The following is a 20,796-nucleotide window of genomic DNA, read 5'->3' on the forward strand; positions in this document are numbered from 1 at the left end:
AAAAAATGTACCTTGTAGGTGTGACTGGTGGCATTGGCAGCGGAAAAAGCGCCGTGTCCGATTACCTTGCCAGCAAAGGCATTACTGTGGTCGATGCTGACCTTGCCGCGCGTGTTGCCGTCGAACCCGGACGACCAGGCCTACAAACCATTGCCCAGCATTTTGGTCAGGATATTCTGCTTACCAACGGTAACCTCGACCGAGCGGCTCTGCGAGCGAGAATCTTCGAGGATACAAGCGAGCGTCAATGGCTTGAATCCCTGCTGCACCCGCTTATAGCCCAGGAGATCCAGGCTCAAATTGCCTCGAGCCAATCGCCTTATACCATCCTGGCATCGCCATTGTTACTGGAAACCTCGCAACATGAATGGGTCGATCGAATACTGATAGTGGATGTACCCCAAGCCCTGCAATTATCACGCACCATGGCCAGAGATGGGAACACTGAAGCGCAGGTGCAGGCCATTATGGACGCTCAACTCGGCCGCGAAGCTCGCCTCAAACACGCCGATGACCGGGTGGATAACAGCGCAGACATTACCCATCTGCATAAACAGCTCGACCAACTCCACCAACAGTACCTGCGCTACGCTAGCGAAAGCGTTTCCGGAGACAACAATGACCGTTAAGTGCCCACAGTGCCAAAAGCCCTCAAAGTGGGATTCAAAGAACCCCTTCCGCCCTTTCTGTAGCGAGCGCTGCAAGCTGATCGATTTTGGCTCCTGGGCTAACGAAGAGAATCGCATCGCCGGAGACCCTGAATTTGACGACCTTCTCTCTGGCGAGCTCAATAGCGACAATATTTATCCCTTCCCCGGTGAGTAAAGCCCAATTCTCAGTGCAAGCGATCTTCCATACCAGCCCGGCAGGTTAAATCATGCATCAATATGTGGACCACGCTCTTCCACAACGACGATCTCGGGCTGGATTACCATCGGCCAGAAAATCGACACCCACAGCAACTTACCCCAGTCTGAGAACCGCGACGGTCGAGGCCGAAAATCACAGTGCTGCACCAGATAGCCCAACCCTATGCCAAACCAGGCACTGAAAATAAAACTGATGGCGTGATTACCCATCAATGTCCCTAGTTGCCAGCTAACAACCGAGACAAAAGTGTAAAGACCCAGATAACAAAAATAACGAAGCATTAAATGGCTCATGTCGTATTCCCATTGTAATGGCGCTCAATTCGACCCTAGAACAGCCTTCGCAAAGACGCCAATGCGCCTTGTACGTACAGAACCGATCACTTTATGATCAAAAAAGTCGCAACTCCGAGCAGTGAATTCGTCGCGACAAAGCGAGCTAACCCGTTGATATAAAAAACAATAGGCAGGTCAAAAACGTCCAGAAATGAATAATACGACCTGTCATTGACTCGTTTTGAGCAAAACGAGGAGAGATATTAGACTTTAGTCTTATACAATAAAAATCTGAAAATGCCAGTTTTTTTCTCTTAAGAGCTCAATAAGCAGCCAATCAGGATCGTCTACACTGAGTACATTATGAGTTGAGGAGAGATGTATGGCACTGCAGGAAGAGTTTCACAACTATTATGAAAAGCTGGTGGTGGCCGATCTTCAGGACCGATTTTCAGACCAGGCTGAGCTCAGCCCCCTATTCGCTGATATTGCCTGCGTCGCACTGAATCACCTTCCGCCACGTTATATTCACTACGATATTGATATGGCTTACTACCTTTCTCCGGAGGAGAAGAAAGAGATGGATGATAAAGTGTCTTTGGCGGTTAATCAGGCCGTTGATTTTGTCGCCAGCAAAAAACGCGAAGCCTGAGATCATCGTCGAAAAACAGAGTTAAATCTGGAAGCGCTCAAAAAAAGGGAGGCCATTGCCTCCCTTTTTCCTTTCACAGCAGCGGTTATTTCACTTCAACCTCTTGCACTTTGGCCGCTTCGGCAATCTTCTTTTGCCAAAAAGCCGGCCCGGTTTGATGCACCGAGGTACCGTTGACATCAACCGCGACGGTTACTGGCATATCCTCAACATCAAACTCGTAGATCGCTTCCATGCCGAGTTCGGGGAAAGCCACCACCTCTGCCTGTTTGATGGCCTTGGCTACCAGGTAAGCAGCACCACCGACAGCCATCAGATAGCTGGCCTTGAATTCTTTGATGGCTTCGATCGCCACAGGGCCCCGTTCCGCTTTACCAATCATCCCCATCAAACCGGTTTGATCCAGCATGGTGTGGGTGAACTTATCCATTCGGGTTGAAGTGGTCGGCCCGGCTGGCCCCATAACCTCATCCCGAACCGGATCAACCGGGCCGACATAATAGATAAAGCGGTCGCGCAAGCTAACCGGTAGTTCCTCACCCTTGGCCATCATATCAATCATTCTCTTATGGGCCGCATCGCGCCCGGTCAGCATTTTACCGCTGAGCAACAGGGTATCCCCAGGTTGCCAATCAGCCATCTCTTCCCGTGTTACCGTATCAAGGTTGACCTTGCGGGCCGTAGGTCCGGCGTCCCAGGTAATTTCCGGCCATTGGTCTAGCTGTGGCGCTTTCTGCAAAGCGGGTCCACTGCCATCGAGTTCAAAATGGGTATGGCGGGTAGCCGCGCAGTTAGGAATCATGCAAACCGGCAACGACGCCGCATGAGTAGGGTAATCCTTGATCTTGACGTCCAGCACAGTGGTCAGCCCACCAAGCCCCTGAGAGCCAATGCCCAATGCGTTGACCTTATCCATAATTTCCAGACGCAGCTCTTCCACCCGATTCTGGGGGCCGCGTTGGCGAAGCTCATGAATATCGATCGGATCCATCAACGATTCTTTAGCCAATACCGCCGCTTTTTCGGCAGTACCTCCAATGCCCAGGCCAAGCATTCCTGGCGGACACCAGCCCGCGCCCATGGTAGGCACGGTGTTGACTACCCAATCGACGATGCTATCGCTGGGGTTGAGCATCACCATTTTGGATTTATTTTCAGAGCCGCCGCCTTTCGCCGCGACCTGCACATCGACCGTATTACCCGCGACAATTTCAGTGTGTATAACTGCGGGAGTATTGTCCTTGGTATTTCGTCGAGCCCCGGCAGGGTCGGCCAAAATAGAAGCACGGAGCACATTATCGGGATGGGTGTAGGCCCGCCGAACCCCCTCGTTGACCATCTCATTAACGGTCATATCGGCATCCCATTGCACATCCATACCAACTTTCAGGAACACGGTCACAATACCGGTATCCTGACAAATAGGCCGCTGGCCCTCCGCACACATACGGGAATTCAGCAAAATTTGCGCCATAGAATCCTTCGCAGCCTGGGACTCTTCTCTCTCATAAGCTTCATGAACCGCCTGGATAAAATCCAGAGGATGATAATAAGAGATAAACTGCAGCGCATCGGCCACGCTATCAATGAAGTCATCTTGACGAATCAGGGTCATACCGGAGGCTCCTAAGGTACCTTGCTCGTCACTCGCCGGGTGCTGTACCCGTGCCGTGCCGAGTCATTAATGATCGATTGGGGCGCGCATTATACCACCATTCAGATCATCCATGAGCCCCAACCGTCTCGACCTTTGGGTTAGGCAGACCGCTTATGCTCCCTATAAAATATCGCCTACCAAGAATCACCAGGCGAAAGAATCCCCTCCTTCAATCTTCATCTGCCTCAGTCTTTTCTCACCGCCTCGCACCCTTTGGTCGCTTGCCGTAGACTGGCGCGATAAAATGGCCAATCGCAGATCTTCTATGCCCAACATCACCTTTGAAGGCAAAAACATCAACATAAATGCCGGTGACAACCTGCTCCAGGCGCTGATTCAAGCGAAAACGAATCCCACTTATTCCTGTCTGGCCGGCCAATGTCACAGCTGTCTGTTACAGGCTCCATCCGGGATCATTCCACCACAAGCACAACAAGGGCTCAGTCCCCAACAATGCGAGCGAAACCTATTGTTGGCTTGTCAGTGCCATCCGGAGCATGATCTGGAGTTACAACGCCCCCAGGCCCGAACCAAAACCGATGCCATGATCTCCGGATTAAGGCAACTAAGCCCTGAGGTGACCGAATTAACCCTGTCACCGCGAACCGTTTTCCCCTATCGTCCCGGACAACACACGACCATCTGGCGCGGACCTTACCTAAAGCGCTGTTATTCACTAGCCAGCGTACCCGAGCAAGAAACCGACCTAGTGTTTCATATCCAGCATCATCCCGAGGGACAGTTTAGTACCTGGATCCACCAGCAAGCCCGCGAGGGAGATCTGTTGCAACTGGGAACAGCTATTGGAAATTGCCATTACCATCCCCAATACGCTTCTCGCCCCCTGGTATTGATCGGCTTCGGATCAGGTCTAGGTCCGCTATACGGTATTTTACGCGACGCCATTGAACACCAGCACCGTGGCAATATGGCCCTGTTTCATATGGCTGAAGAAGAGCAACCCCATTACCTTCAATCGGAATTAAATCATCTGTCAGAGCAATACAAACTGGCTTACAGCAGGCTGGTAGAAGGGTCCAACCCCACTGAAGCCGTGAATCAGCATCTTAAGCAATGCCCGGTGTCCCCTGTCATCGCCTACCTGTGCGGACCGGCGGCCCAGGTCAAAGCCTGTCAACGTCTATTGCTCAACAGCGGGTTGGTCGCCGAGCATATTTTTACCGAATGCTTTACCGATACCCAGATCCAGAAAGATGGACAAAACATATAGTTGACGCATCAACTATATCGCTCTAACCTGCGCTAAAACAAAAAGGGAGTAGTATCATGAGCGAAGCCATCGAATGCTCTGCCGATGACGGGATCATGCAGATCCGCATCAACCGCGAAGCACGTAAAAACGCCTTAACCCACGATATGTACAGCCGCATGTACGAAGCGGTAGAAGAGGCAGAACAAAACCCCAAGATTCGCGTCACCTTAATCCATGGCAGTGAAACCAGCTTTTGCGCTGGCAACGATATTATGGATTTTATACAAAACCCACCGCAAGGTGATGAGGCCCCCGTATTTAAGTTTCTGCGCGCCATATCAACCGCCCGCAAGCCATTGATTGCCGCGGTTAATGGCTCCGCAGTAGGGATTGGCACAACCATGCTACTGCATTGCGACCTTGTCTACGCCGACGACAACGCCATGTTGCAGATGCCGTTTGCCAACCTCGCTCTCTGTCCAGAAGCGGCTTCGAGCCTATTGGTGCCACAGATTGTAGGGCAGAGAAAAGCCGCTGAACTCTTGTTACTCGGAAAAAAGATGGACGCCGATACGGCAAAAGAGCTGGGTTTCGTCAACCAGGTCACGGCTCCGGACCAGTCCCTGACGATCGCGCTCGAAAGCGCCCGCAAAATTGCCTCGATGGCGCCTGCTGCGATTCGCCTGACCAAGGAATTGATGAAGCAGCCACAGGAAGAACAGGTTCAGCAGGTAATACAGCGGGAAGGCGCAGCCTTCAGCGAACGACTGACCTCCGAAGAAGCCAAGGAAGCGTTCACTGCCTTTTTGCAAAAACGTCCCGCCGATTTTAGCCGCTTCGAATAAGTTTTATCAGTCGCCATACCAGATTCTGTTGCTACTGGTATGGTACCCAAGGCGCGTATCGCGCGCCTAACAGGTTACTAAATAGCGACAGCAAGGCGGCCCTATCTTCCGTAGGGCTCCAGACCACAACCTTGCCGCTGACCAAAATAGCTGGCCCTTTGGGTCCGCCCCAGGCCACTGACCTGCACCCAGCGCTGCTGGGTATTCAGCTCGACATCACTAATAGGAATCCACTGCTCCGCATAGGCATGGCAAAAGGCTTCGTCGTTGCCCATCACGAAATAACAGGAGCAAAACTCTTTGGCATAGTAAGAAGAGATAATATCCGGAAACGCGACCACAAAATGCCAACGCGGCTGGGCCCACAAACCTGCCACCAAAATACCCAGCAAAACCACCAGAGTTAGAATTCGCCGCTTCATTGTCTGGCCTCCCTATCACCGAAGGCAGCCACAATCAGTGACAGAAACAGGTTCCGGTTAAAGCTGCCGTCACGATCATCACCCGTCCGGGCAATAACCAGATCCAGCGAAGGAATCACAAAAATATACTGCCCCCAGTGCCCCCAGGCCGTGTAGGTATCGGCTGGCGCATCGGGCCAGGCCAATGGCTGCCCCTGAGACTCCACCCCGCTGTTTACCCACCAATGAGCGCCGGGGTGACTATCATCTTCAGCCATTACTGGTTCGTTACCATAGGCTGGCGCCAACGTACTGGAAAATTGCACCCAATCCTCACTCAACAACTGTTCACCGTTCCAATTCCCCTTGCGCAAGAAAAGATAACCCAGTCGTGCCATATCCCGTGGAGTTGCATACAGGTAGGATGAGCCAACGTAAGTGCCACTGGCATCCTGCTCCCAGGTAACATTGCTCATTCCTAAAGGCTCAAACAGGGCCTGCCAGGGGAAGTCGGGGTAATCGGACTCACCGACAACGCCTCTCAGAGTGGCTGACAGCAGATTGGTATCACCACTGGAGTAGTTATGCCATTGCCCGGGTCGCGTTTTAATCGGATGTCGAGCGGTCCAGGCGGCCATATCATCACGACCCAGGGTGTACAGCATAGCGACCACGGAGGATGTCAGCGGTGAGGCTTCATAGGTCTCTGCCCAGTCCAGCCCCGACGTCCAATGCAGTAAATGCTCAATACGAATCTCGTCGTAGCCTTCCTGCTTAAATAATGGGTAGTAGTCTGACACCGAATCACTCCGCTTTAGCAATCCCCGGTGTTCAGCCACGCCATAAAGCGCATTGATAAAGCTTTTTGAAACCGACCAGGTCAGGTGAGGTTTCTGGGCATCATAGGGCGCCTGGTACTGCTCCAGAACAACTTTGCCCCCTCGAATAATCACCAAGCCATCGCTTCTCACCCCTTTTCGATCCGGCGCTCTTGGGTTAGGAAAACTGTATTCAAGCAGTTTATTAATAGCCGCATCAGGAGTGGCCAGATTACTTTCCCAGTCAGGTGATGGGAACGTTGTATTCGCCATCAGCGGTGAGAGGTATGCCATTCCTAGCCACACACCAGCGAGCTTCAGTACCGTTCGTAAGATCATGAGGGTAATTCTCCGAGCAATTCCGGGGGCTAGATCTTCAGTTATGGCGTCGAGGTCCGTTGCATTCGAATCATTCCGTGCCGATTTGCAGGACGATCAACCACAATGTCAAAGCCATACGGATGCCACCAGGTCATTTGTTCATCGGTTACCTCACACTCCACAGGCAGGTCGAAACAGTCATCGGTAAAGGCTAACACCTCGGCCACCAGCGACCCTTCCAAGGGCAGGCCTGGCTCGCACAACAGTCGATCGATCAGCAACGCTTCACTTGGGCTATCAGGTAAACAGATTCGACCATAGGCGATCAGCCCCTGATCTGCAGCGAGTGCAAACAGATGCCAGGCCAAAGGATCTCTGCCATCGGCATCCACTTGCTGAAGCGAATTCTGGCGAAGCAAGTGGCGCTGGCGAAAGCTCATCAACGAGTAAAGTTCATCAGTACTCAGCTGATGAAATTCACGGCGTACCCAGTTAATTTGCGACCGCATGCAAGACTCCTTAACATCGAAGGTCTTACTATACTGTAAGCAAGGAAGGAACCGAACCCATGCCGAGGATCAGTGTGTACACAAGTATCTTGCCCCAACAGGGAACATCACTACTTATCGGGCTAAGTCTTGCCCTGCTTATTATACTAGGAGGATGTGCTTCGATTCAGAAAGAGCCTCCCTTGACTCTACGCTGCCAACTTGATGGCACCGATGATATCTTCCTCTTTTATGACAACATGAAAATAGCAGAAAGCGAGCATTACTTAGTATTTCAACAAATCAAGGGCCTGGTCATAGCCGTAGTAGACAAACAATCACTTCGTTTCAATCGGCTGACGAACCTTAACCTAACCGGCAGTCCCTATCCTCCCACCTTCCTCAGTGGTCAATGCCGCTACATGGGCGTAGGGGAATAAATGGACTCACCGTTAACCCATACACAACCTGCGCCAGGTCTCCTGCAGTAACCATGCATCATTTTCAGCACGATGTAGCACAACCGATTCCTGGCTGACAATCTCGCCCTTGGTGTGCTTCCATTGCCGTTGCTGCTCTTCGTTAAGCAATGTAGAAACTGAACGCAATTCAAAAGCGGCAGCAAACCCTGCAGCATCAAACAAACGCTGCTGCCAATAAGCATCATAGGGTAAACCATCACAGTAGAGCGTCTGACGAGGTAGCTGTCGATTCAACTCGGCCGCCACATCTTGAACCGAATCCCCTTCATCTTGTAACAATGATCTTGGAATATTGTGGATGGTTGCCGACACCGGATCCCAATCAATCCAGTGAGGTTCAGGTCGAATCAGCCAACCCCGCCGGGAACCATCAGCCAGGACAATACCCACCTCAATAGGGTAGCTGCCTTCGTGCAAACTGGAGGCCTCATAATCAATAAAAAGCGGTACTTGCATGCTTGTCTTCCTGACGGTTCCTCATCAACTGCGTGCGTAGCTGGCATGAATAGAGTAAAACTACTACCCAATGCTCTGCGCGACTATTATAACTGACCGGTAAAAGCCAAAAATCTCCCCAGTTCTGTGACTTGTTGCGGGGTAAAACAGACCAGCCGATCACTCTATATGACCTGGATCAAAACAAACGAAAATGGCCCACATAAAGGCTACAAAACCCAGTGAATACGAGCCGAATAACCTTGATAATTGTCATGTTATTACATTAGACCTTGATATAGTGTCTGCTATAAATATAAGTAGGCTTTTGAAAGATAACGAAAGCCAACCTGATGAGCGAAGTATAGATGTCTACAGCTGTTGACCAGAGTAAACGCTCGTTGCTACGAGGAAAGCGTAGCGCGGTGAGTTTTCCTGTGCGTCCGCCCTGGAGTCAAACAGAGCCGCAGTTCATTGATCTCTGTTCACGCTGTGGTGATTGCCTGCCAAACTGCGAGACCGGCATTCTTGTCAAAGGCGATGGCGGATTTCCCACAGTGGACTTTTCCCGTGGCGAATGCACCTTTTGTCAACATTGTGTTAGCGCCTGCAAAACGGGGGCACTATCTGCCAGCATCACCCCACCCTGGCAGCTTAAGGCACAAATCAACCCGCTATGCCTCACCCATCAACAGGTAGTTTGCCGCAGCTGCGCCGATCAATGCGAAACCCGCGCCATTCGTTTCACACCAGTTAGCGGCGAGGTGGCCAAGCCACTCATAACCGCCGACCTCTGCACGGGTTGTGGGGCATGTTTTGATGTATGCCCAACTCGGGCAATTCAACTCACCAATACAACATCACAAGGAGACAGCCTTCATGCCGGAATCTGATAGTCGCCTAGGCACCATCCCATCCAACCCGGTACCTCAGGATTACCCCCGGGAAAGCTACAACGTGAGTGGGCTGGTGGTTATGTGTCGTCCGTTGAATGTCGACGCCGTCAGCGCAGCACTCAACGCTATGACCGGTGTAGAAGTTCACGCCAGTAACGAGCAGGGAAAGCTAGTCGTTACTGTCGAGGAAATGGCTGGCGAGCAAACCATGATTGATCGCATCACCCTCATACAAAACCAATCAGGAGTCATCAGTGCCTCGCTGGTCTATAACCAGATCGATGCCCAGCAGGACTTGGATAATAACGTGGAGACAACACCATGAAACAAACCCGAAGAGACTTTATAAAAAGCCAGGCGGTGGTCGCCACGGCAGCCGCTGCAGGCGTCAGTTTACCTGCATCAGCTACCAATCTGATTACCAGTTCCAAGGAATCAGAGATCCAGTGGGATAAGGCGCCTTGCCGATTCTGCGGCACCGGCTGTAGTGTATTGGTAGGAACCAAGCAGGGCCGAGTGGTTGCCACCCAAGGCGATCCTGACGCCCCCGTCAACAAGGGCCTGAACTGCATCAAGGGCTACTTCCTGTCCAAGATTATGTACGGCGAGGACCGACTGACCCAGCCACTGCTGCGAATGTCGAACGGCAAGTTCGATAAAGAAGGACAATTTACCCCGATCAGCTGGGATCAAGCCTTTGACATCATGGCCGAGAAGTGGAAGACCGCCCTGGCCAAGGATAAAGAAGCCAACAAGGGTGTGCCCGTTGAGAAGATGACTTCCACCGTCGGCATGTTCGGTTCCGGACAGTGGACTGTCTGGGAAGGCTATGCGGCTTCCAAGTTGATGAAGGCCGGTTTTCGCTCTAATCACATCGACCCCAACGCCCGTCACTGCATGGCTTCCGCGGTAGGTGGCTTTATGCGCACCTTTGGCATCGATGAGCCAATGGGTTGCTACGATGATATGGAAAAAGCCGACGCCTTTGTTTTATGGGGCTCCAATATGGCCGAGATGCATCCCATCCTCTGGTCACGTATTACCGATCGTCGGCTGAGCGCCGAGCACGTTCGTGTCGCTGTGCTCTCTACCTTCGAGCATCGTAGCTTCGAGCTGGCGGACAATCCGATGATTTTCACGCCACAAACGGATATGGTCATTCTGAACTACATCTGTAATTACATTATCCAATCCGGCAATGTGAATCAGGAGTTCGTCAAGAAGCATACCAATTTCCGCAAAGGTGTTACCGATATCGGTTACGGTCTGCGTCCCGAGCACCCTCTGCAAAAGGCCGCGGCCAACCCCAACAAAGGTGGCTCTACCGAGATCACGTTTGACGAATTTGCCGAGTTTGTCTCCGAGTACACACTCGACAAGGCGCATGAAATGAGCGGCGTGCCCAAAAAGAACCTGGAAGAACTCGCCAAGCTTTATGCCGACCCCGATGTGAAGCTGATGTCACTCTGGACCATGGGTGTTAACCAGCATACACGTGGTGTCTGGACCAACAACATGCTCTACAACGTGCACCTGTTGACCGGCAAGATCTCCACTCCCGGTAGCGGTCCTTTCTCTCTCACTGGACAGCCTTCCGCTTGTGGTACCGCCCGGGAAGTCGGCACCTTCGCCCACCGTCTGCCTGCCGATATGGTGGTGAAGAAAAAGGCCCACCGTGATATTACCGAGAAGCTCTGGAAACTGCCCGAAGGCACCATTCCTGGCAAAGTGGGTTACCACGCTGTATTGCAAAACCGCATGCTCAAAGATGGCAAGCTCAACGCCTATTGGGTGATGTGTAACAACAACATGCAGACTGCCCCCAACATGAATGAAGAGGGCCTGCCCGGTTATCGTAATCCTGATAACTTCATTGTTGTGTCTGACCCCTATCCGACCGTCACGGCTCAGGCAGCGGATCTGGTCCTGCCAACCGCCATGTGGGTTGAGAAAGAAGGGGCGTACGGTAACGCCGAGCGTCGGACCCAGTTCTGGTACGAACAGATTGCCCCTCCTGGTGAGGCCAAATCTGACCTCTGGCAGCTGATGGAGTTCTCCAAGCGCTTCACCACAGAAGAGGTCTGGAGTGAGGATCTACTCGCCAAGATGCCCGAATACCGCGGCAAGACTCTATTTGATGTGCTGTACAAGAACGGTCAGGTGGACAAGTACTCCAACGACGAGCTCAATCCCAACAAGGGTAACCATGAGTCAAAAGATTTTGGCTTCTATGCCCAGAAAGGCCTGTTCGAAGAATACGCCGAGTTTGGTCGAGGTCATGCACACGATCTGGCACCTTTCGAGCAATACCACCAGTCTCGAGGCCTACGCTGGCCTGTAGTGGATGGCAAGGAGACCCTGTGGCGTTTCCGTGAAGGCTATGACCCCTACGTCAAAGAAGGGGAAGACTTCAAGTTCTACGGCAAACCCGACGGCAAGGCCTGGATCTTCGCCCTGCCTTATGAGCCGCCTGCCGAGTCTCCAGACGACGAATATGACCTGTGGCTCTCCACCGGTCGCGTACTGGAACACTGGCACTCCGGCACCATGACTCGCCGGGTTCCTGAACTCTATCGCTCCTTCCCGGATGCCGTGATCTACATGCACCCCGAGGATGCCCAGGCACGCGGCGTTCGCCGAGGACAGGAAGTGAAACTGGTCTCGCGCCGTGGCGAGGTACGTAGCCGAGTGGAAACCCGCGGCCGTAACCGACCACCCAAAGGCTTGGTATTCATGCCATTTTTCGACGCCAAACAGCTGACCAACAAAGTCACGCTGGACGCTACCGATCCGCTTTCTAAAGAGACGGATTACAAAAAGTGCGCCGTTAAAGTGGTCAAGGTCTAATCCATTTTCAGGAACAAGTAACAGAGCAGATATCCCATGAGCAGCAAGCAAGACACCAAACGCAACTCATTAAGCCGCCGTCAGTTTATGGCTGATTCGGCGCGAGCGGCCTGTGGTGTCACGCTTGCAGGACTGGGGCTATCCCTCTATGGAGAATCGGCTAAAGTGCATGCCACCCAGGCACTGCGCCCACCCGGAGCACTTCCAGAGAGGGATTTTCTCGGCGCCTGCGTGCGTTGCGGCCTCTGTGTACGTGACTGCCCCTGGGATACGCTTAAGTTGGGTCGAATGCTGGATCCGGTAGCAACCGGTACGCCTTATTTCGATGCTCGCGATATCCCTTGCGAGATGTGTGAGGACATTCCTTGCGTCAAAGTCTGTCCCAGTGGCGCGCTGGATCCTGCTCTCGAGGAGATCGACGATTCCCGAATGGGTCTTGCAGTACTGATCGACAACGAAACCTGCCTCAACATGCAGGGCCTGCGTTGTGACGTCTGCTACCGGGTGTGTCCTCTGATCAACGAGGCTATTACGCTCGAAATGCAGCGTAATGAACGCACGGGGGCTCATGCGCGCTTTGTACCGACCGTTCATTCCGATCATTGTACGGGGTGCGGTAAGTGCGAACATGCTTGCGTTTTGGAAGAGGCTGCCATCAAGGTGGTGCCCCACTCGCTCGCCAAGGGTGAATTGGGTAGCCATTACCGATGGGGTTGGGAAGAGAAGGATAGAGCTGGCGGATCCCTGATCCCCGAAGCGCTTGACCTACCCGACCGGATGCCTCTGGACGGAGGTAAGTTATGAACGCTCCGATCGGTATGGCGGCCATCGAGAAGAAAGGATGGTGGGCTAGCCACCGCTTCCTTCTGCTGAGGCGGCTCGCACAAGCGAGCCTGATCGGTTTGTTTCTGCTCGGCCCTCTGGCCGGTGTATGGGTGCTGAAAGGCAACCTGAGCGCCAGCCTGCTGCTTGATACGATCCCCTTCAGCGATCCTCTGGTTTGGCTGCAAACCTTGTTTGCAGGCCATACACTGGAGTGGAGCCTGGGCTTGGGGGCCCTGGTGGTCACCGGGATGTATCTGCTGGTCGGCGGTCGCGTGTTCTGCTCGTGGGCTTGCCCGGTCAATCCAGTTACTGATAGCGCCAACTGGCTACGAACCAAACTGGGGCTTAACCGCTCCGGCAAACTGTCCCGTTCGTTGCGTTTCTGGATGCTGGGTATGACTCTGATCCTACCCTTGCTGACCGGCATGTTGCTGTGGGAATTGATCAACCCGGTGTCGTTGCTGATGCGAGGTATTGTCTACGGTATGGGGGTGGGATGGTTGCTGATCGCAGCAATCTTTGCCTTTGATCTGTTGATGATACGTCGCGGATGGTGCGGACACCTGTGCCCTCTAGGCGCGTTTTATACGCTACTCGGGCGTGTCAGCCCATTGCGAGTGAATGCCAGCAAACGCAACGAATGCAACAACTGCATGGATTGCTTTGCCGTCTGCCCGGAACCCCAGGTGATCAAACCCGCGCTTAAAGGCCAAAGTACCGGCGCCAGCACTGTTATTCTTGCTCCTGAATGTACCAACTGTGGTCGCTGCATCGACGTATGCGGCGAGTCTGTTTTTGAGTTTTCTACCCGATTTGCCAATAAGGCGGAGACACAATCATGAAAAAAATCTTCCCCGTGATAACCGGTATACTCACCCTGCTGTTTTCCCTGCAATACGCTAATGCAGAGGAGATCGGTGACACAGGCGGTCTGAATTCGCTTCGCAGCACGATGCTCGATAGCGAAAAAGCCGCCGATGACCTCAAGCGCATCCCTAAAGACAGGGATACCTTTGAGCGAGACTACCTGCATCAACCCCCCCTGATTCCCCATCAGGTTCGTGGTTATAAAGTAAACATCAACAGTAACAAGTGCCTTTCCTGCCATAGTTGGGCAAACTATAAGAAAGCAGGGGCAACCAAAATCAGCCTGACCCATTTCGAAACTCGCGATGGTCAGCAGCTTTCTGACGTGTCACCACGTCGCTATTTCTGCTCCCAATGCCACGTTCCGCAGGCTGATGCCAAGCCATTGCTGGACAATCAGTTCAGATCGGTAGATGCGCTTAACTAAGCAACGCATCAGATACCGTTATTATCGGCTTTAAGGAGTAGACAATGGCTAAAGAAAGCATCATAAAACGCTACTGGCGGCTGCTCACGACCCCTGCCCGGGTCGCGATGGGCGTCATTCTGGCGATCGGTTTTACGGCAGGTATTATTTTCTGGGGTGGTTTTAACACCGGCCTGGAAGTCACTAATACCGAAGAGTTTTGTATCGGTTGTCACGAAATGAAAAACAACGTGTACGAGGAGTACAAAGAAACCATTCACTACAGCAACCGCTCTGGTGTCCGTGCTACTTGCCCTGACTGTCACGTTCCGAAAAAGTGGACCGACAAAATTATTCGCAAGATTGCTGCAAGTAAGGAAGTCTGGGGCAAGCTAACCGGCTATATCGACACTCGAGAGAAGTTTGTTGCCGAGCGTAAGCACCTCGCCATGCGGGAATGGAAACGCCTGAAGGACAACGATTCACTGGAGTGCCGTAACTGCCACAACTTTGAATATATGGACTTTAGCGAACAGGGTCGCCGAGCCGTTAAACAACATGATACGGCGCTGGCATCAGGTGATAAAACCTGTATCGATTGTCACAAAGGTATCGCCCACGAACTGCCTGACATGAGCGATGTAGAAGGCTGGAACTAGGAGAGCCCTTATGAGTGCAATGGAATCATTAATCTGGACCCTGCTAGGCTACGCGGCTATGCCAACAATTTTTATTGCCGGTTTTGTCGTTGTGGCTATTTTCACCTGCTTTTTGCTGGATCTGACCGGAAACAGCAACGAGTAGATAACTCTTAGCAGGCTACCAAGGTCAGCGAACCAGTTCACTTATCGGGTTCGCTGCCTTGCCTAAACTCCTCACCTTCACATAAACTGACTGGGTTAACCGCCTCGGAGAGCACTTCGCTTGCCTCAGTTTTGTGTCGTTTTTCGACTTGCTATTTTTAGCCTGCTGAGCTGTTTTGTCAGCAGCACTTCTGCCCATGCGCAACAAGCCTGCCAGGAGGTCAAGGTATCGGGTCATGCTAACCTGCCTCCTTTGTCCTGGTATGCAAACGACACGCTGCATGGCGCAGGCATGATGGCCTTACGCAAGATCCTGGCGAAAGAAAACATTCGAATCATTCCGGTCGAGCCCGGTAGCCCCCAGCGACTGACCAAAGCCCTCAAAGAGGGGCGCGTCGACATCACCCTTACCGCCACCAATGAAGTCGTTGATCTGCGTACTGTCAATCTTATTGCTCCCACCCTCTATACCACGAATTATCTGGTATTGGTGAGGAAGGATTCTGATCATGTACCTCAGTCCTGGGATGACCTTAAATCACTCAGAGGCGTGGTTCCGAGAGAGCTGGATCTGGGCAACAGCTTTGAGAAATTCGCCGAAAAGAACCTGCCTATCAGCCGCGTACACCGAGCACAGCAAGGGCTGCTAATGCTAAAAGCCAAGCGTGTCGATTATGCCATCTATCCGCTCATACAAGCCGACCTGTTGGTATCCCTCTACAACTACGAAGGCACCCTTCGAAAAGCCCCGGTAGAGATATCCAGCCAGGATTTCTATCTGGGGGTCTCAAAACACATTGACTGCCGACTTCCTCTGGATAGAATCACAGCCGAATTACAGAACATGCACAAGGGCGCTGAGATCGATCGCCTGGCTAACGATGCCCTCTATCAATGGATGGGCTTGCACCTTTAACCGGCACTAATATCAATCAGCAGCGCCCTGTTACCCGCTTTCGGCACCGCCTCGGCTCGATTACAATAACGCCCGCCACCCAGACTTTTCTACCCCCCTTTAATCATCTAAGAGCAAGATCACCATGGCTATTGAGCACTGTATTGTACATCGCCTCGACAAACGCACCGATGGCGACGAATCGATCTTAATTCCTCGCACCAGCTGCCTGCCAGTCACCCCTGAACTGGAAGGGCTTCTGGCCGACCTCACCCAAAGCTACAACAGCAAGAATGGTAAGGCTTATGGTTGCTTTAACGATGACAGCGAATTCTCCCAGCTGCTTAAATCGGCGTTATCGAATGAAATTGATTTTGTCGAATTTTCACGCGAAGCGATGAAACAGCTTAAAACCCAGATAGATCAGTCCAACTTTGCTACTGGCGGCTACCTGCTATTCATTCAGTATAAACAGGCTCTCACCGACTACTTAATGGTATTGATGCTCAACAATACCGATGCGGTGACTGTCGATGAGCAGCTGGAGATCAACAGCAGCCAGTACCTGGATCTATCACGCCTGCATATGGCTGCACGTATTAATATCGGCGAATGGCAAAATAATGCGACTGCAACTCGCTACATCTCGTTTCTCAAACCTCGTAACAACCGCAAGGTATCGGACTATTTCCGCGACTTTATTGGCTGCAACGAAACTGGCGACAGTAAAAAGGAAACCGAGCAGCTGCTGAGCACCTTTGAAGAATACTGCAACGAAGAAGCCTTTGAGAGCGACAAAGGTGAGGAACTTAAACGTAAAGCCTTTGAGTACTGCAATGACCAGGCAAAAAATGGTGAATCGGTTTTTATCAAAGAACTCTCCGGCTACCTTGACGAAGAGGAACCTGACCACTTTGCACGTTTTGTAAATACTCGTGACTACGATGTAGTAGAGGAAGTACAACCCGAGAAAAGCCAGCTGCAACAACTGGTTCGTTACAGCGGTCGAGCCAAGGGGCTTAGCCTCTCATTTAACGCTCATCACCTTGGAGACACCGTTCGGTACGATTCCGAGCAACAAACCCTGACAATCACTAACATCCCTGATAATCTCAAAAAGCAACTTCAGAAGCGGTCTGGTTAATATGAAACGAAACTCGATGATCGATCTCGCCTATTTCACGCCTCCTAGCCAGGGAGAACTGGAACTTCAGGCATTTGACCCGGGATACACCTTCAACGCCGATCGCACCATCGCTACCGAAGAGACCATCGCTTTTAATCAGGACATTATTAATTGGCAGGAACATCTGCACGCCGAAGGCCAACAAGGCCTGCTTTTGATCTACCAGGCAATGGACACGGCGGGTAAAGATAACAATATTCGAACACTGTTCGCCGGAGTAAACCCTCAGGGTATAGACATCCACAGCTTTAATACCGCCGGAAAAAAGGAGCGCCGTTTCGATGATTTACATCGATACCATAAGGCAACCCCGGCTAAAGGCGCCATCGGAGTCTTTAATCGCAGTTATTACGAGCCTCTGATCAACGACTATGCCCGAGGTAACGTTGATATCTCAGCGCTGATGAATCGTGCTCAACACCTTAACCATTTTGAATCCCTGATGCTGGATAGCAATATTCGCGTGGTGAAACTCTATCTGCATATCAGCCGCACCGAATATCGCCGCCGACTGACCAAACGATTGCAAACCCCCCAAGACCACTGGAAGCTGCATAAATCTGATCTGGATACCCATCGTTATTGGCACGACACCATTTCGGCGTATCAGAAAGTGATCAGCCTGACCCACAAACCCAAATCGCCCTGGTACATCATCCCTTCCAACAAACAGTGGTTCAGGGACTGGTTAATTGGCCATATCATCTGCAAGACCCTGCAACAGATGAATCCACAACGTCCTCAAACTACCCCGCCCTACAGCCTGGAAGACCTTGAAGCCCTCTATCAGGCAATAGACAACTAACCCTCAAATTCACACGAACCAGGAGCAGCAAGAGTCATCATTGTTGTTGCAAGCGGGGACTGGATTTATACAACCTTTACGTGCCAAGGCTCATAACGAACCCCGAAACGGTTATCGGATGTGTAGCGAATATCCACATATCCCAGGTCCTGCAAGCGCTTATATTCATCCGTTTGGGCAAAATCTCGAGTAAAATTACGCTTGCCGTAACCTATTTTGCCCACGTCAAAATCACCAATCGCATGATAAGAATGACCAGGAGGTGCCAGCGAGCGAGAAGCCCTGGACAAATTGCCTTCCGCTTGCAAGGCCTTGGCCATAAACAAGTGGGTTTGTTTAACCATGCCACGAATGCCTGATGTCAGGACGATAGTCTCCCCAACATCCCGTCGCAAAGTTTGGTATAGCCGCTTGGAATCCCCTTTGTAGAGATAATGGCCCGTGTAGGGAATTTTCTCGATATCACGACCCGGAATAGTTGATGTCAAACGAGTAACGATTTTTTCTCCGTAAAAGCCATAATTCTGGGCATTAAACTCGAATAGCTCCTCGATAAGATCAAGCTGCTGCTTGGGGAAGTCGCCTTGTTTGGAGTAGCGATTCACCATTTTGATCATCTGATCAAAGCCAACCACATTGAAGTGACCGTGGCCAATAAGGCGCTGAGCATCATCCAGGCTTGCAAGGGTATCTTTCAATAACTGGGCACGTTCGGGAGACAGGTGAATATCGCCAATATGCTCATCGTCGAAATTTTGAATTTTAGAAAGATAGGCGCGATCTTCAGCAATTTCCTGCGGTTCTTGATGAACCACGACCGGCTTAACCGGTTCGGGAGCGACAACAACCGGCACCGGCTCGACCACGGTTGCGGGGCTCGCAGGCACGGCGGCAACCGGCGTAGAAATGGACCGATGATTGAGCTTACCCCAAAGGTACGCACTGGAAGCGGTCACCGCAGTACCAGCAAGCACACCTTCTAAAAATTCACGTCTTTTCACTACTTAACCTTGAGAAGCCTTTAAACTTCGCCGCTCGTCTTGAATATCGTTGCTAAAATTTACCGGGAAGGCCCAGCTCTACTAACTATACGACCTAATTCCCACCACTGACAACCAAAGGGCGACAGAACTCTATATTTTTTACAAAGAAAGAGTGAAAGCAGTCAACGAAATGACACAAACCCGTAAGAACCAGCAACAGCAAGGCTTAACGACAATTATCCATCACAAAATAAGGGCCATTAAAAAAGCAAATAGACGCATCCCCAGTGCATCTTGCAGCCCGCACTTAATCTTTAACAAGGTTCCAAATTACCCACAAGGGCCAACTTTTGCCTGCGAGACAACTGCTTGACTTCGTACTCCCGCCGACTGGCCGTACTGCGATCAGGGTGCGGCTCCTGATAAACCACTCGCAGAGGCTCCCGTCCCCGGAAAAAACGTGCTCCTTTGCCACTCGCGTGCTGCGCAAAACGCCGTTCTATGTTCGTCGTAATCCCCGTGTACAAACTCTGATCCGAACAGAGGATCACATACAGATACCAGGCGGATGGATCTGATGTTTCAGGCGGCTTTGACCGGGACACTGCTTTCCTTAGGGGCATTATCAGAATAATAACGAGCATGCATGCGCTGGCAATAGGCCAGCAAATTGTCGTGTGATCGACCAAACTCTTTTAGCGGCGACTCGAGCTCGCAGATAATTACGTTCGAGACGAAGGCGTAGACGATGGCATCGTAACTGCAAGGTTCATCACCGAATAGAAATAAATTATCACCCAACAGCGTTGATACTGCCCGCAAATCACGCTTGGCAGCCCAGTAAACATCTTGAGCATTATGCCGCCCCATGCCCTGTGAATGCAGATCTCGTTTGACCTTCAATCTCACAATCCCCGCCATAATACGACGTACAGGCAAAGGCATATGCCCCATAAAGTGATGACGCATGGCCTTCCAGTTCTGAGGGTCAACCCACCGGCTATACAACATGGCCCAATAGAGATGATCTTCCAGCATTTTACTGATGGCGTAGCCCAGTGCCCGCTGATCGGGGGTTAAGCCACGGTCCATCTCAACCTCAAAACACTGGCTGAGGTAATCCATGATAATGTCCGAGTCAGAGAGCACCACACCACCGTGCTTGATAAAGGGTAATTTGCCCTTGGGCCCACGGGTAGGATCCTTTTTTTCCTTAATACGGTAAGGAATACCCGCCATTTTCATCCATATTTCCAACTTCATACAAAACGGGCTGGGGCTGGGTAAACCGAAGGCCGGGCCAAAGCTGAACAGTTTGATCATAGGGGTCCCCTTTGCCGATTTTTTTTGCATTCAGATCTATTACAATCTTCTATAGTGCGCCAGCTGTCAATTCACAAGCGCCTTAATATTCGAGAGCCTCATGAATGAAATAATCATGCTGATTGCCGTCTGCGGCCTGGTACTGCTCTGGTACAGCGGCCTTAAAGCCCGAGAATGCGCGCTTCATGCGGCCCGCATCTACTGTAAACGGGCCCGGGTCCAACTACTGGACCAAACTGTACAGGTGACCCGACACCGATTCACTCGCTCAACTTCCGGGCAACTCACCCTTGCCCGTCGATATGGCTTCGAGTACTGTACCGACGGCGATGACCGTTATCAGGGGAGTGTTGAAGTCATTGGCAACCGAGCAGGAAATGTCTGGTTGCAAAGTAACGAACCTCATTCCAGGCACTCCGACCAACCACAGCCTACGCCACCCGCCAACGGGCAAAGCGCCGATATCATTCCCTTTAAAGCACCTAATCAGGATTCCTGACCCC

General features: G+C 51.7%; 26 protein-coding genes. 17 read left to right on the top strand and 9 right to left on the bottom strand.

Features of this window, described 5'->3' with window-relative positions; all coding sequences use genetic code 11:
- The first annotated feature begins 5 nt into the window (after positions 1–5).
- Together coaE and yacG are read left to right on the top strand one after the other, a co-directional pair.
- Complete coding sequence (gene coaE, locus MIB40_RS07110; RefSeq protein WP_249692425.1) at positions 6–629, top strand: dephospho-CoA kinase; 624 nt, start codon at positions 6–8, stop codon at positions 627–629.
- Complete coding sequence (gene yacG / locus MIB40_RS07115) at positions 619–825, top strand: DNA gyrase inhibitor YacG (RefSeq protein WP_249692427.1); 207 nt, start codon at positions 619–621, stop codon at positions 823–825. Before coaE ends, yacG begins: the two co-directional genes overlap by 11 nt.
- Before the next feature lie 50 nt (positions 826–875).
- On the opposite strand, the gene MIB40_RS07120 is transcribed toward yacG, so the two are convergent.
- On the bottom strand, positions 876–1,163 hold the full coding sequence (locus MIB40_RS07120; RefSeq protein ID WP_249692429.1) for a hypothetical protein: 288 nt from the start codon (positions 1,161–1,163) through the stop codon (positions 876–878).
- Positions 1,164–1,527: 364 nt separating this feature from the next.
- Here MIB40_RS07120 and MIB40_RS07125 point away from each other — a divergent pair, with 364 nt between their 5' ends.
- Positions 1,528–1,797, top strand: coding sequence for a late competence development ComFB family protein (locus tag MIB40_RS07125; RefSeq protein ID WP_249692432.1), 270 nt, complete (start codon positions 1,528–1,530; stop codon positions 1,795–1,797).
- A gap of 85 nt (positions 1,798–1,882) precedes the next feature.
- Here the strand turns inward: MIB40_RS07125 and MIB40_RS07130 are convergent, their stop codons facing one another.
- A complete protein-coding gene (locus MIB40_RS07130; RefSeq protein ID WP_249692442.1) occupies positions 1,883–3,412 on the bottom strand; it encodes a fumarate hydratase in 1,530 nt (509 codons plus the stop codon).
- A 286-nt stretch (positions 3,413–3,698) separates the two neighbouring features.
- On the opposite strand from MIB40_RS07130, the gene MIB40_RS07135 reads away from it, so the two are divergent.
- Positions 3,699–4,685, top strand: a complete 987-nt coding sequence (locus MIB40_RS07135) for a 2Fe-2S iron-sulfur cluster-binding protein (protein ID WP_249692443.1) — start codon at positions 3,699–3,701, stop codon at positions 4,683–4,685.
- A 56-nt stretch (positions 4,686–4,741) separates the two neighbouring features.
- Entirely contained in the window at positions 4,742–5,512 is a 771-nt protein-coding gene (locus MIB40_RS07140; RefSeq protein ID WP_249692445.1) for an enoyl-CoA hydratase, read from the top strand.
- Positions 5,513–5,613: 101 nt separating this feature from the next.
- On the opposite strand, the gene MIB40_RS07145 is transcribed toward MIB40_RS07140, so the two are convergent.
- The 4 genes from MIB40_RS07145 to MIB40_RS07160 all read right to left on the bottom strand — a co-directional run bounded on the left by MIB40_RS07145 (position 5,614) and on the right by MIB40_RS07160 (position 8,478).
- Positions 5,614–5,934 (bottom strand): hypothetical protein, encoded by a 321-nt coding sequence (locus MIB40_RS07145; RefSeq protein ID WP_249692447.1) that lies wholly within the window; start codon positions 5,932–5,934, stop codon positions 5,614–5,616.
- Positions 5,931–7,025, bottom strand: coding sequence for a serine hydrolase domain-containing protein (locus tag MIB40_RS07150; RefSeq protein WP_249692448.1), 1,095 nt, complete (start codon positions 7,023–7,025; stop codon positions 5,931–5,933). The genes MIB40_RS07145 and MIB40_RS07150 overlap by 4 nt, the downstream gene beginning before the upstream one ends.
- An 86-nt stretch (positions 7,026–7,111) precedes the next feature.
- Positions 7,112–7,561 (bottom strand): GNAT family N-acetyltransferase, encoded by a 450-nt coding sequence (locus MIB40_RS07155; protein WP_249692451.1) that lies wholly within the window; start codon positions 7,559–7,561, stop codon positions 7,112–7,114.
- A gap of 431 nt (positions 7,562–7,992) precedes the next feature.
- Positions 7,993–8,478 carry a hypothetical protein gene (locus MIB40_RS07160; RefSeq protein WP_249692453.1) on the bottom strand — a complete coding sequence of 162 codons (486 nt, stop codon included), beginning with the start codon at positions 8,476–8,478 and terminating at the stop codon, positions 7,993–7,995.
- A 347-nt stretch (positions 8,479–8,825) separates the two neighbouring features.
- Between MIB40_RS07160 and napF the strand changes: the two genes are divergently transcribed.
- The 11 genes from napF to MIB40_RS07215 all read left to right on the top strand — a co-directional run bounded on the left by napF (position 8,826) and on the right by MIB40_RS07215 (position 17,987).
- The gene (gene napF, locus MIB40_RS07165) at positions 8,826–9,350 is read left to right on the top strand and encodes a ferredoxin-type protein NapF (protein ID WP_249692455.1); all 525 of its coding nucleotides are present in this window, start codon (positions 8,826–8,828) and stop codon (positions 9,348–9,350) included.
- Positions 9,337–9,678: a chaperone NapD gene (locus MIB40_RS07170; RefSeq protein ID WP_249692456.1), complete on the top strand. Its 342-nt coding sequence runs from the start codon at positions 9,337–9,339 to the stop codon at positions 9,676–9,678. Before napF ends, MIB40_RS07170 begins: the two co-directional genes overlap by 14 nt.
- Positions 9,675–12,200, top strand: coding sequence for a nitrate reductase catalytic subunit NapA (gene napA / locus MIB40_RS07175; protein ID WP_249692457.1), 2,526 nt, complete (start codon positions 9,675–9,677; stop codon positions 12,198–12,200). The genes MIB40_RS07170 and napA overlap by 4 nt, the downstream gene beginning before the upstream one ends.
- Before the next feature lie 36 nt (positions 12,201–12,236).
- A complete protein-coding gene (napG, locus tag MIB40_RS07180; RefSeq protein WP_249692458.1) occupies positions 12,237–13,004 on the top strand; it encodes a ferredoxin-type protein NapG in 768 nt (255 codons plus the stop codon).
- Positions 13,001–13,867, top strand: coding sequence for a quinol dehydrogenase ferredoxin subunit NapH (napH, locus tag MIB40_RS07185; protein ID WP_249692462.1), 867 nt, complete (start codon positions 13,001–13,003; stop codon positions 13,865–13,867). Before napG ends, napH begins: the two co-directional genes overlap by 4 nt.
- Complete coding sequence (locus MIB40_RS07190) at positions 13,864–14,319, top strand: nitrate reductase cytochrome c-type subunit (RefSeq protein ID WP_249692464.1); 456 nt, start codon at positions 13,864–13,866, stop codon at positions 14,317–14,319. Before napH ends, MIB40_RS07190 begins: the two co-directional genes overlap by 4 nt.
- Positions 14,320–14,363: 44 nt before the next feature.
- Entirely contained in the window at positions 14,364–14,957 is a 594-nt protein-coding gene (locus MIB40_RS07195; protein ID WP_249692466.1) for a cytochrome c3 family protein, read from the top strand.
- A gap of 10 nt (positions 14,958–14,967) precedes the next feature.
- Positions 14,968–15,102: a TIGR02808 family protein gene (locus tag MIB40_RS07200; protein ID WP_249692467.1), complete on the top strand. Its 135-nt coding sequence runs from the start codon at positions 14,968–14,970 to the stop codon at positions 15,100–15,102.
- Positions 15,103–15,222: 120 nt separating this feature from the next.
- The gene (locus MIB40_RS07205) at positions 15,223–16,017 is read left to right on the top strand and encodes a substrate-binding periplasmic protein (protein WP_249692468.1); all 795 of its coding nucleotides are present in this window, start codon (positions 15,223–15,225) and stop codon (positions 16,015–16,017) included.
- A gap of 124 nt (positions 16,018–16,141) precedes the next feature.
- Positions 16,142–17,140, top strand: coding sequence for a nucleoid-associated protein YejK (gene yejK / locus MIB40_RS07210; RefSeq protein WP_249692469.1), 999 nt, complete (start codon positions 16,142–16,144; stop codon positions 17,138–17,140).
- A 1-nt stretch (position 17,141) separates the two neighbouring features.
- The gene (locus MIB40_RS07215) at positions 17,142–17,987 is read left to right on the top strand and encodes a polyphosphate kinase 2 family protein (RefSeq protein WP_249692470.1); all 846 of its coding nucleotides are present in this window, start codon (positions 17,142–17,144) and stop codon (positions 17,985–17,987) included.
- A 65-nt stretch (positions 17,988–18,052) separates the two neighbouring features.
- Here MIB40_RS07215 and MIB40_RS19725 read toward each other — a convergent pair whose 3' ends face one another.
- From MIB40_RS19725 to MIB40_RS07230, 3 genes are all read right to left on the bottom strand, one after another.
- A complete protein-coding gene (locus MIB40_RS19725) occupies positions 18,053–18,988 on the bottom strand; it encodes a M15 family metallopeptidase (protein WP_249692471.1) in 936 nt (311 codons plus the stop codon).
- Positions 18,989–19,284: 296 nt separating this feature from the next.
- On the bottom strand, positions 19,285–19,614 hold the full coding sequence (locus MIB40_RS07225) for a GIY-YIG nuclease family protein (RefSeq protein ID WP_319941634.1): 330 nt from the start codon (positions 19,612–19,614) through the stop codon (positions 19,285–19,287).
- Positions 19,553–20,293 carry a glutathione S-transferase family protein gene (locus MIB40_RS07230; protein ID WP_249692472.1) on the bottom strand — a complete coding sequence of 247 codons (741 nt, stop codon included), beginning with the start codon at positions 20,291–20,293 and terminating at the stop codon, positions 19,553–19,555. Before MIB40_RS07230 ends, MIB40_RS07225 begins: the two co-directional genes overlap by 62 nt.
- Before the next feature lie 100 nt (positions 20,294–20,393).
- Between MIB40_RS07230 and MIB40_RS07235 the strand changes: the two genes are divergently transcribed.
- Entirely contained in the window at positions 20,394–20,792 is a 399-nt protein-coding gene (locus MIB40_RS07235) for a DUF3301 domain-containing protein (RefSeq protein ID WP_249692473.1), read from the top strand.
- Positions 20,793–20,796: the final 4 nt, after the last annotated feature.

This window comes from Aestuariirhabdus haliotis (assembly GCF_023509475.1).
In the GTDB taxonomy this organism is placed as follows: domain Bacteria; phylum Pseudomonadota; class Gammaproteobacteria; order Pseudomonadales; family Aestuariirhabdaceae; genus Aestuariirhabdus; species Aestuariirhabdus haliotis.